Annotated in this window: 12 protein-coding genes and 1 tRNA gene; 4 read left to right on the forward strand and 9 right to left on the reverse strand. The window is 64.0% G+C overall.

Going from position 1 to position 10895, the window contains the following annotated elements; all coding sequences use genetic code 11:
* The first annotated feature begins 175 nt into the window (after positions 1-175).
* Positions 176-1375: an acetyl-CoA C-acetyltransferase gene (locus tag ACIP9X_RS07200; protein WP_400479025.1), complete on the forward strand. Its 1200-nt coding sequence runs from the start codon at positions 176-178 to the stop codon at positions 1373-1375.
* Positions 1375-1896 carry an aminoacyl-tRNA deacylase gene (locus ACIP9X_RS07205; RefSeq protein WP_400479026.1) on the forward strand — a complete coding sequence of 174 codons (522 nt, stop codon included), beginning with the start codon at positions 1375-1377 and terminating at the stop codon, positions 1894-1896. The genes ACIP9X_RS07200 and ACIP9X_RS07205 overlap by 1 nt, the downstream gene beginning before the upstream one ends.
* Positions 1897-2027: 131 nt before the next feature.
* On the opposite strand, the gene rplL is transcribed toward ACIP9X_RS07205, so the two are convergent.
* From rplL to ACIP9X_RS07250, 9 genes are all read right to left on the reverse strand, one after another.
* Positions 2028-2405: a 50S ribosomal protein L7/L12 gene (gene rplL, locus ACIP9X_RS07210; RefSeq protein ID WP_400479027.1), complete on the reverse strand. Its 378-nt coding sequence runs from the start codon at positions 2403-2405 to the stop codon at positions 2028-2030.
* Between the two features lie 75 nt (positions 2406-2480).
* The gene (gene rplJ, locus ACIP9X_RS07215) at positions 2481-3065 is read right to left on the reverse strand and encodes a 50S ribosomal protein L10 (RefSeq protein WP_400479028.1); all 585 of its coding nucleotides are present in this window, start codon (positions 3063-3065) and stop codon (positions 2481-2483) included.
* 295 nt (positions 3066-3360) lie between these two features.
* Positions 3361-4509: a GNAT family N-acetyltransferase gene (locus tag ACIP9X_RS07220; protein WP_400479029.1), complete on the reverse strand. Its 1149-nt coding sequence runs from the start codon at positions 4507-4509 to the stop codon at positions 3361-3363.
* Between the two features lie 57 nt (positions 4510-4566).
* Positions 4567-5661, reverse strand: coding sequence for a GNAT family N-acetyltransferase (locus ACIP9X_RS07225; protein WP_400479030.1), 1095 nt, complete (start codon positions 5659-5661; stop codon positions 4567-4569).
* A gap of 139 nt (positions 5662-5800) precedes the next feature.
* Positions 5801-6508, reverse strand: a complete 708-nt coding sequence (rplA, locus tag ACIP9X_RS07230; RefSeq protein ID WP_400479031.1) for a 50S ribosomal protein L1 — start codon at positions 6506-6508, stop codon at positions 5801-5803.
* 191 nt (positions 6509-6699) lie between these two features.
* Positions 6700-7131: a 50S ribosomal protein L11 gene (gene rplK / locus ACIP9X_RS07235; RefSeq protein WP_003803853.1), complete on the reverse strand. Its 432-nt coding sequence runs from the start codon at positions 7129-7131 to the stop codon at positions 6700-6702.
* A 130-nt stretch (positions 7132-7261) separates the two neighbouring features.
* Positions 7262-8104 carry a transcription termination/antitermination protein NusG gene (gene nusG / locus ACIP9X_RS07240; protein WP_400479032.1) on the reverse strand — a complete coding sequence of 281 codons (843 nt, stop codon included), beginning with the start codon at positions 8102-8104 and terminating at the stop codon, positions 7262-7264.
* A 114-nt stretch (positions 8105-8218) separates the two neighbouring features.
* The gene (gene secE, locus ACIP9X_RS07245; protein WP_400479033.1) at positions 8219-8503 is read right to left on the reverse strand and encodes a preprotein translocase subunit SecE; all 285 of its coding nucleotides are present in this window, start codon (positions 8501-8503) and stop codon (positions 8219-8221) included.
* 82 nt (positions 8504-8585) lie between these two features.
* A tRNA-Trp gene (locus ACIP9X_RS07250) sits at positions 8586-8658 on the reverse strand.
* A gap of 284 nt (positions 8659-8942) precedes the next feature.
* Here ACIP9X_RS07250 and ACIP9X_RS07255 point away from each other — a divergent pair.
* Both ACIP9X_RS07255 and ACIP9X_RS07260 read left to right on the forward strand, forming a co-directional pair.
* A complete protein-coding gene (locus ACIP9X_RS07255; RefSeq protein ID WP_400479034.1) occupies positions 8943-10160 on the forward strand; it encodes a pyridoxal phosphate-dependent aminotransferase in 1218 nt (405 codons plus the stop codon).
* A gap of 241 nt (positions 10161-10401) precedes the next feature.
* Positions 10402-10725, forward strand: a complete 324-nt coding sequence (locus tag ACIP9X_RS07260) for a helix-turn-helix domain-containing protein (protein ID WP_400479035.1) — start codon at positions 10402-10404, stop codon at positions 10723-10725.
* Positions 10726-10895 lie beyond the last annotated feature (170 nt).

Below are 10895 nucleotides of genomic sequence, written 5' to 3' on the forward strand. Positions count from 1 at the left end.
CGTGTCTACCCCACTTCGGTTCGTATTGCAAGCACCGCTTTTCAGCGTCACCGTCAGCATCACTCCCTGCGGGACCAGCACTTCCCACCGGGATGTGCAGGACGCAGTGGATGCCCAGGTGATTCCCGTCACGATAACCTAGACGTATATCGCCCCAGATCGGAAGAGATAAACAATGAGCAACTCCGCAGACAACAGCGACGTTGTCATCCTGTCCGGTGCACGCACCCCGCAGGGCCGTCTCAACGGGCAGCTGGCGAGCTTCACCGCCGTCGAACTCGGGACCCATGCGATCAAGGCGGCCCTGGCCGCCAGCGGACTAAGGGCAGACCAGGTCGAGGCAGTCATCATGGGCCAGGTGCTGCAGGCGGGCGCCGGCCAGAACCCTGCGCGGCAGAGTTCGATTGGTGCGGGCATCGGCTGGAACGTGCCCACAGTGACCATCAACAAGGTGTGCCTCTCGGGACTGACGGCCGTGATCGATGCAGCGAGGATGATTCGCAGCGGTGACGCGGCCGTCGTCGTCGCGGGCGGCCAGGAATCCATGACCCGCGCCCCGCATCTGCTGCCCGGATCGCGGCAGGGCTGGACCTACGGCGCCATCCAGGCACTCGACGTCGCCGCGCATGACGGCCTGACCGATGCCTTTGACGGGCACTCGATGGGCCTCTCCACGGAAAGCAAGAACCTGGTCCTCGGCATCGACCGGACCTCGCAGGACAACGTTGCGGCGCACTCCCACCAGCGCGCGGCCATCGCTTCCAAGAATGGCGTTTTCGACGAGGAGATCGCACCGATCAGCGTCAAGCAGCGCAAGGGCGACCCGCTGGTGGTCTCCACGGACGAGGGCGTCCGCCCCGACGCCTCCATCGAGTCCCTCGCGGGACTGCGCGCGGCGTTCGTCACGGACGGCACCATCACTGCCGGGAACTCCTCTCCCCTGTCCGACGGCGCCTCGGCCCTGGTCCTGACGTCCCGCAAATTCGCGGAGGAGAACGGGCTGGAGTACCTGGCGGTTGTGGGCAAGCCGGGCCAGGTGGCAGGGCCGGACAACTCCCTGCACTCCCAGCCCTCCAACGCGATCCGCAACGCCCTGGAGCGGGCGGGCTGGACCACCGCGGACCTGGACTTCATCGAAATCAACGAGGCGTTCGGTTCGGTTGCCGTGCAGTCCCTCAAGGACCTCGACTACCCCTTGGAACAGTGCAACCTGCATGGCGGCGCAATCGCCCTCGGACACCCGATCGGCGCCTCCGGAGCCCGGCTTGCACTGCACGCCGCGCACGAGCTGAAGCGCCGCGGCCAGGGCAAGGCGGCGGTGGCGCTGTGCGGCGGCGGGGGCCAGGGCGAAGCCCTGCTGCTGTACAGGGACTGATGGAGGCCCTATCTGCGGCCGGCGGCTCCGGCACAGCCGACTCCCGCGGGATCGGCGCCGGCAGGGAGCGCTTCCTTACCGACGCCGCCGCGCGGGGTCTCGACGTCGAAATCGTGGAGCGGCTTGCAGCCCACAGCCTGGAGGAGGCTGCGCTAATCCTCGGCATCACACCGGCCGACATCGTGAAGTCCCTCGTGGTGAAGCACAAGGACGGCAGCTTCCTGTTTGCCCTTATCCCGGGTGACCGCCAGATTTCCTGGTCCAAGCTGCGCAGCCTCGTGGGAGTCAACAAGCTCTCCATGCCCCCGGCGGACGTGGCACTGGAAGCCACGGGTTATGAGCGCGGAACTATAACCCCGCTCGGCAGCACGACGCCCTGGCCGGTCTATGCCGATCAGACCCTTGCCGGCCGCCGCATCTCCATGGGCGCCGGCCAGCATGGCTACAGCGCGTTCGTGGACGCGGACGCGCTCGTCGCCTCGCTCGGCGCCGTGGTGGCCGACATCAGCGACCCCAACTAGTCTCAACCCCAAGTAGGTCGCAGTTCAGGTCGTTCCCAGCGCTGGGAACGACCTGAAGTGCGACCTACTTGGGGTTAAACGCAGGAATCCCCGCCCACCGGAGTGGACGGGGATTCCTCGTGAAGCAGTTGTTACTTGAGGGTAACGGTGGCGCCAGCTTCTTCGAGCTGAGCCTTTGCCTTCTCGGCAGCTTCCTTGGTGGCGCCTTCGAGAACAGCCTTGGGAGCGCTGTCAACCAGGTCCTTGGCTTCCTTGAGGCCGAGGGAGGTGATGGCGCGGACTTCCTTGATCACTGCGATCTTCTTGTCGCCAGCAGCTTCGAGGACGACGTCGAAGTCAGTCTTCTCTTCAGCTTCTTCTGCAGCGCCACCGGCAGCGGGGCCGGCAACAGCAACAGCAGCAGCGGTAACTTCGAAGGTCTCTTCGAAGAGCTTGACGAACTCGGAGAGCTCGATGATGGTCAGTTCCTTGAAAGCTTCAATGAGCTCTTCGTTGGTGAGCTTCGCCATGGTTGGCGTCCTTCCTATAGTGGTGGGCGGCGGCTTGATGCCGTTCCGTTCCACCGGAGTCTGTTTGGGAGAGAGTTAGTTCTCTTCGGCAGCGGCTTCGGCCGGAGCCTCTGCTGCTGCTTCTGCGGCGGGAGCTTCTTCAGCGGCGGGGGCTGCGGCTTCAGCCGGAGCACCGTTCTCTTCTTCAAGCTTGAGGCGCAGTGCGTCGATGATGCGTGCAGCAGCGGCAGCAGGGGCCTTGAGGATGCCTGCAACCTTGGCGAGCTGCAGCTCGCGGGACTCGAGTGCTGCCAGGGCAGCAACTTCGCTGGCGTTCAGTGCCTTGCCCTCGAAGTAACCGGTCTTGATGACCAGCTGCTTGTTGGCCTTGGCAAAATCCGTCAGGCTCTTGGCAGCTGCAACTGCGTCACCCTTGATGAACGCGATTGCAGTGGGGCCGGCGAGCTGGCCGTCGAATGCTTCGACACCAGCTTCCTTGGCTGCAATGGCGGTCAGGGTGTTCTTGACGACCGCGAACTTGGTGTCCTGGCCGAGAGAAACACGCAGCTGCTTGAGCTGTGCAACGGTGAGCCCACGGTATTCGGTCAGGACAGCGGCGTTCGATTCCTTGAAATCGTTAGTGATCTCAGCTACTGCTGAAACCTTGGTAGGCGTTGCCATAACCCTCCTTCCGGGGATAGTGCCGGTATTCCGGGTCCCCGCTCAAGTGAGCTAAAACTAAAAACGCCCCGCGCAGATGCACGGGGCTTGGCTCAACGCGGTCAGAACCGCGGAACTTTGCTTCGTTCACCTGCGCCGGCCGCCCTATGTTCAGGGTCCTTCGTCCAGAAACCCACTGGCTCTTCCGCACACAACTGCAGAGTTGAGCTGAGCTCGAAAGAGTGGATTTCCAACAACCGACGGTCTTTGGTATTTCAAGCTTACGGGACGGCCTGCCGACCTCCAAATCGGCGGCCTAGCTCCTGCTGGGTCCCAGGTCAGGAAGTTCCTTCTGCCAGATCCCGGTGACTCCCGCCGTCGTGAACCCCAACTGGCGGTTGACCGTCAGGAGGTACCGGTTTTCCGGCGCATTCCAGGTGTAAATAACACGCGCATCCGGGAACTGCTCCGTGAGCCGCTCCATGTTGGCCACCTTGATGAGCAGGCCGAGCTTGTTGCCGCGGTGTTCCTGCAGCACCACGGTGTCGTCCTGGAAAACGACATCCTGCCGCTGAGCCAGGACACTGATGGTGGTCAGCCCCACAAGCGTTTCCGTGGCGATGTGTTCGACGGCGGTCACCACCGTCCGCCGTCCCTGCGCTATGGTCACGTCCTCCGCTTCACGCAGGATACGGGCGTCCAGGACCATACCGTCGTCCCCGCCGCCGGCAATGGGCAAGGCACCCCCGCCGGCCTGGTTCTCGAGTGCAGCAACAGACTCCAGCCAACGGTCCGGGCAACGGTCCGTCCAATGGTGCAGGCGGTACCGGCCGTTGTTGGCCTCCTGCGCCTCGGCCTCGAGTTCCGCCACGAGTTTGGTGTCAAGAGGCAGGGAGCAGGCACTGAACTGCTCGATGTGCTGGAGCGTGTAGCCGGTACGGCGGGCGAACTCGACTTCCCTGCTGCCGAGCGGCACGAAGCCCTGGCCGGACCCGGGCACCAGCTGGTCGGCGTCGAACTCATGCAGCGATGCCCCGGGATGGTTGGTGTCGATCAAGATCCTGGTCCGCCCCTCGTCGCGGGCGAATGCCTCCGCCGCTTCCAGCAGCTGCCGCCCCACTCCCTGCCCCTGGTACTCGGGCAGGATGTCGAGGGTGAACTCGGCCAGGTCCAGGTTGTCGGTCAGGGGCAGGGCAATATCCGCGATGCCGACGATCTCGCCGTCGACCTTGGCCACCAGGATGACCTGGCGCTCGTAGGGATCGTCCAGCTCAAGGAGCTTCTCCAAGGGCGCGTAGGCGAGGTCATCACTCCCCCACGTCTGCATCCGGACCTTGCGGCTCACCTCCACGGCGGCAAGAAAATCCGCAGCGTCGGGCGCATCAATGGAGCTTGGTATGAACAACTGCTCAATCCGCACATCACTGGTCGCAGGGGCATCTTCCCAGCCGTTTCCGCCTCTCACCCTCCTAGGCTAAGGCCTGAGCCCCCGCAGAGTACCGGTTGCCGGTACATAAGTTGGCTAACGGCGGCGCTGCCACTCGCCGTCGTACCCGGCGGGCCAGAAACCAAGGGCCTCGTTGATGGCCAGCATGTGCTGATTCTCGGCGGCGTTGAACGTGAGGACGCGTTCCACGGAAGGGTGCTCCCGAGCCAGCCGCCGCAGGTTGGCGACCTTGACCAGCATGCCCAGCCGCTTTCCCCGGTGATCCCTCGCTACCAAGGTGTCGTCCTGTTCTGCCAGCCACGGCTTCTCGTCCGAAAACTGCAGCACGGAGAAGGCGGCGAGCTCTCCGCCCGCCCTGTGCCGGGCCACCGCCACCAGCGACTCCTGGCCCGTCCGCTTCCACTCGTCCTCGACGTGCCGCACGCGCTTGGCATCCCACACTTCCGGGTCATAGTGAAGGGCGCCCGCCGGGGTGTCCGTGCTCATCCTGGACATGAGCACGGCCATCTGGTCCACGTATTCGTCCGGGCAGCTGTCCTTCCAGCCGAGGATCTCGTACTGATCCCCGGCGAGAGCGGAGGCCTCTCGTTCCAGCGCGTCCAGGACCGCGTCCGACGGCGGCATGTCCAGCGCGCTGAAGCGCGTCACCTGCTCGAGCGTGTAGCCCGCCGCCACGGCGAATTTCACCCCGCGGGACGCAGCGGGCACAGCGCCCGTGCCCGTTCCGGGCCTCAGGATCCCCGCACCGTCCGCATCAAATCCGGGAGCATGTTCAGTGAAGCTCTGCAAGGTACTGCGCCCCTGCTCCGCAGCCAGCGCCTCGATGTGCCGCAGCAGCGCCTGGCCGATGCCCCGCCCGCTGAACTCCCTGCGGACGTCCACCCTGACATACGCGTCCGCGAGGTCTTCCTTCAGCGGCAGCCTGATCCAGGACCTCGCCACCATGTTGCCGTCCAGCCTGACGAAGAAGAGCCGCACCTGCTCGTACTCGTCGTCACGCCAGGCCTCAAGCCGGGCCCTGCGCGGCATGGCACGGTCCAGGTTGCCCCAGGTCTCCAGCACGAGAGCATCGCTGAGGTCGCTGAACTCAAGGAAGTCCGCGGCATCCGGGGCATCCAGGGACGCGGGCAGGACCAGGGGATCGATGCGGTATGAGGGTGTCGTCGTCACGGGCTCAGCCTAGCTTCGAGGCCCGGCCGGTTCCAGAGTGGCTTCCGCTCCGCCTGCCCGGCCTGAACCCCGGCCGGTAAAACAAAAAGACCGCCCGGCGCAATGCCGGGCGGTCTTCCTGTAAGTGGTTTCGCGAGGTTTAGGCCTCGGTCAGCACCTTGGTGACGTTGGGGTCGACGGTGATGCCGGGACCGAACGTGGTGGCAACGGTTGCCTTCTGGATGTAGCGGCCCTTGGAAGCGGACGGCTTCAGACGAAGCACCTCTTCCAAGGCAGCTGCGTAGTTCTCAGCCAGCTTGACGGCGTCGAACGAGACCTTGCCGATGATGAAGTGCAGGTTGGAGTGCTTGTCGACGCGGAAGTCGATCTTTCCACCCTTGATGTCGTTGACAGCCTTGGTGACGTCAGCGGTCACGGTACCGGTCTTCGGGTTCGGCATGAGGTTACGCGGGCCGAGGACCTTACCGAGGCGGCCAACCTTGCCCATGAGGTCAGGGGTGGCGACGGCGGCGTCGAAGTCGGTCCAGCCGCCGGAGATCTTTTCGATCAGGTCGTCGGAACCAACGAAGTCGGCGCCGGCAGCGATTGCTGCTTCAGCCTTGTCACCGGTCGCGAAAACGAGGACGCGGGCGGTCTTACCGGTGCCGTGCGGCAGGTTGACGGTGCCACGGACCATCTGGTCGGCCTTACGCGGGTCAACGCCCAGGCGGAAAGCGACCTCAACGGTTGCGTCGAACTTCGAAGGGTTGATTTCCTTCGTCAGGCTGATGGCCTCGAACGGGGCGTAAACCTTGTTTGCCTCGATCTTGGCTACGGCTGCCTCATATGCTTTGCTGCGCTTTGCCATGCTGCTTATTTCTCCTTGTGCAGTTGTGGTCTGCGGACCGCGCTGGGCCCTGCCACAGCCGCGAGTCCGGCTGTACGTATTCGTACGGGACTTGCGGCATTTCAATGTTTCAGTGGTGCCGGTTATCCCGGCGGTGCTGTCCGGCGTCGTTCTCGGTTTTCCGAAACCGGCGCCGCATCAGCGCGAGGGAATTAACCCTCGACGGTGATGCCCATGGAGCGGGCGGTGCCGGCGATGATCTTCGCGGCGCCTTCGAGGCTCGTGGCGTTGAGGTCTTCCATCTTGGTGGAGGCGATCTCGTTGACCTGGGCCTGGGTCAGCTTGGCAACCTTGACGGTGTGCGGGGTAGCCGAACCCTTGGCGACGCCTGCAGCCTTCTTGATGAGCTCTGCAGCCGGCGGGGTCTTGGTGATGAACGTGAAAGAACGGTCTTCGTAGACCGTGATCTCAACGGGGATAACGTTTCCGCGCTGGGCTTCCGTCGCAGCGTTGTACGCCTTGCAGAATTCCATGATGTTGACACCGTGCTGGCCAAGCGCAGGACCGATCGGCGGGGCCGGGTTAGCGGCACCTGCCTGGATCTGCAGCTTGATGAGGCCGGTGACCTTCTTCTTGGGAGCCAATGTAGGGTCCTTCTCTCAAATGCGTCCTGGGGCACAGGAGCGTGCCTCAGGTGGTTGACCGCCATGGCGAGGCGGCCGGCCGTCCTCGAACTGCTAAAGCGAACAGTCCGGGACGAAATCTGTAACGGTGCTAGATCTTGGTGACCTGGTTGAAGCCCAGGGTGACCGGCGTCTCGCGCTCGAAGATGGAGACCAGCACCACGAGGGTCTGGGAGTCCACCTTGATTTCGGAGATCGTGGCGGGAAGGGTTTCGAACGGGCCTTCCTTCACGATGACGGACTCGCCGACCTCGAAGTCGACGTTCACCGGAGCGGAAGGCTGCTTGGCGGGCTTGCCCTTCTCGGCCTGCTCCTCTTCGAAGACCGGCGCGAGCATGGAGAAGACCTCGTCCAGGCGCAGCGGCACGGGATTGTGGGCGTTGCCCACGAAGCCGGTGACACCCGGGGTGTGGCGGACGGCGCCCCACGAAGCGTCGGTCAGGTCCATGCGGACCAGGACGTAGCCGGGGATGCGGACGCGGTTGATCACCTTGCGCTGGGCGTTCTTGATCTCAACGACTTCCTCCATGGGCACCTGGATTTCGAAGATGTAATCTTCCATGTCCAGGGTCTGGATGCGCGTCTCAAGGTTGGCCTTCACGCGGTTCTCGTAACCGGCGTAGGAGTGGATGACGTACCAGTCACCCTCCTGGCGGCGCAGCTTCGCCTTGAATTCTTCTGCAGGATCGACCTCGGCCTTTGCGGCGGCGGCGGCCAGGGCATCCGAGTCTTCGCCGTCAGCGCCGGCTTCGTCGCTTGCCTCGTCAGCGCCTGCTTCATCAGCAGCGGCTTCGTCGGCGTCTGAGGCGGCGTCAGCAGCGCCGTCGAATTCGGGTGCAGCAGACTCAACCTCAGACCCCTCAGCGGTCTCAGCCGCCGGGTTCTGGGTTTCATCCAGCTCAGTCTCAGTTACCTCGAGCTTGTGCTCAGACACTTGGTCTCCTGCTTCCTCATTGCCTAACATGCCTATTTAAATGGCTCAATTCCGCACACTCCGCAGCTCCTTCCGAATTCCGGAAGGGCCCGCGCAGTCTGCGGACCGGTCGCCTTAGCGGTCCGAGGGGGCCGTACCGCCGAAGATCCAGCTCACCGCGGTACCAAATCCCAGGTCCAGCAAGGTGACGATGACCATCATGATGACCACGAATACGAGCACCACGAGCGTGTAGTTGATCAGTTCCTTGCGGGTCGGCGCGACGACCTTCTTCAGTTCGCCGATGACCTGGCGGACGAAGAGTGCCATGCGAGCGAAGAAGCCGGCCTTTTCGGCCTTCTTTGCGGGGCGGCCCTTGGAGCTGCTTGCAGCTGTTTCGGTCACCTGGTCCTCACTCATCCTCGCAAATGTCGGATTACCCGGCTCTGAACTGAACCATGGTTGCTGCGCTGGTTCCGGCTTCCCGCCGGAACAGCTTGCGCAGGGCAGACAGGACTCGAACCTGCAACCTGCGGTTTTGGAGACCGCTGCGCTACCAATTGCGCCACTACCCTATGGACCAAAACTGGTCCGTGGAGTGAAAACCCAACCACGTCTGCCCAGGCTTCCCTGAGGCGCACGCCATCATCGTGTTTTCAACACCGGTGAACCAGTCTACGCAAGAACTTCGCTTACGTCGAACCAGCCACTTTCCGGACCGTTCTGAGACGAAGGAGCCTCGCTGGACTGCGGTCACATACCCGCGCCCCACCTCGAACGATCCGGTGAACAGCATAGAGTAGATTCCGTCGAATCCCACCATTCAGCTACCAAGCTGCAAGCGAAGAACGGACCTGCCATGTCTTCCGCCCGCGTTTCCCAGCGCATTTCCGCCATTGCCGAATCCGCCACCCTGGCTGTTGACGCCAAGGCCAAGGCGCTGAAGGCGGCCGGCCGGCCGGTGATCGGCTTCGGCGCAGGCGAGCCCGACTTTCCCACTCCGGACTACATCGTCAAGGCCGCCATCGAAGCCGCGGGCCAGCCAAAGTACCACCGCTACTCCCCCGCCGGCGGGCTGCCGGAGCTGAAGAACGCCATCGCCGAGAAGACATTCCGGGACTCCGGCTACAAGGCCGACCCCTCCCAGGTGCTTGTCACCAACGGGGGCAAGCAGGCGGTCTACAACACGTTCGCCACGCTGGTGGATCCGGGCGACGAAGTGATTGTTCCCACACCTTTCTGGACCACGTACCCGGAAGCCATCCGGCTGGCCGGCGGCGTGCCGGTGGAAGTCTTCGCGGGCCCCGAACAGGATTACCTCGTGACCGTGGAGCAGCTGGAGGCTGCCGTGACGGACCGCACCAAGATCCTGCTCTTCGTCTCCCCGTCCAACCCCACTGGATCGGTGTACTCCCCGGAGCAGGTGGCGGAGATCGGAAAGTGGGCTGCCGCCAAGGGCCTCTGGGTTGTCACCGATGAGATCTACGAGCACCTGACCTACGACGGCGTCCCCTTCACCTCCATCGCCACCGCAGCCCCCGAACTGGGCGACAAGGTGGTCATCCTCAACGGCGTTGCCAAGACATACGCCATGACCGGATGGCGCGTGGGCTGGATGATCGGCCCGGCCGACGTCATCAAGGCCGCCACCAATTTGCAGTCCCACGCCACGTCCAACGTGTCCAACATCCCGCAGATCGCGGCCCTCGCCGCCGTCTCCGGTCCGCTGACCGCCGTCGACGAGATGAAGGTCGCCTTCGACCGCCGCCGCAAGGCCATCGTGGCCGGCCTGAACGCCATTGAGGGCGTTGAATGCCCGACGCCGAAGGGAGCCTTTTACGTCTACGCGGACGTCCGCGCGCTGCTGGGCAAGCAATTCCCGACGGCGAACGGTCCCGTCAGCCCCGCAACCTCCGCAGAGCTCGCAGCGCTGATCCTCGACGAAGTTGAGGTTGCCGTGGTTCCCGGTGAAGCTTTCGGTCCGTCCGGCTACCTGCGGCTCTCCTACGCGCTCGGCGACGACGACCTCGCCACCGGCGTGGCCCGCCTGCAGGACTTCCTGGGCAAGGCCAAGTAACCGACGCTCCCTCACTTCCTGAACTGCTCCCCGGAAGTTGGACTGGAATATTCAGTTCCGATTTGTGGGGAGCAGTTTTATGGGTGCGTCTAGTTCGTTGTGTGAGGTCCAGCGTGAGGCCGCTGTAGCGTGGTTCGAGAAGGGCATCGCGGCTAGGGCGACAGCCGGTCTGCTGGGTGTGCCCCGGCCGCCGGTTCGGGGCCTCTACTTGCGGTGGAGGATTCATGGTCGAGGAGTTTTGATGACCCAGCCGCCAACGTCGTACTCTTTCGAGTTCAAACTCGCCTTGGTCGAACGGTTCCTCGCGGGCGAGACCGGCCCGGATTTGGCAGTGGAGGCCGGCTTGTCCTCGCCTCGGGTGCTGCAGAAGTGGGTACGGGCCTACCGCGAGGAGGGTGCTGATGCGTTGCGCCCGAAGCCCAAAGGCAGGCCGCGTAAGTCCGAGGCCCCGCCACTACCGGATACTCCGGAGGTGGAACGGTTACGTCGGGAGAACGAGCGGTTGCGTGCGGAGGTGGCCTATCTGGGAAAACTGCGGGCCTTGAGGGAACAGGGACGACGGTGAAGGTCCAGGCCGTCATCTCCCTCAAGGCCGAGTATCCGCTGAGCGTCCTGCTGGACGTCGCCGGGCTCGCCCGGTCCACGTTCTTCTACCACCAGGCCCGCCTGAAGGCTCCCGATCCGCAAGCGTCGCTTAAGACCACGATCACCGAGGTGTTCACCGACAGCCAGGGC

The organism is Arthrobacter sp. NPDC093125 (assembly GCF_044754225.1).
Classification (GTDB): Bacteria; Actinomycetota; Actinomycetes; order Actinomycetales; family Micrococcaceae; genus Arthrobacter.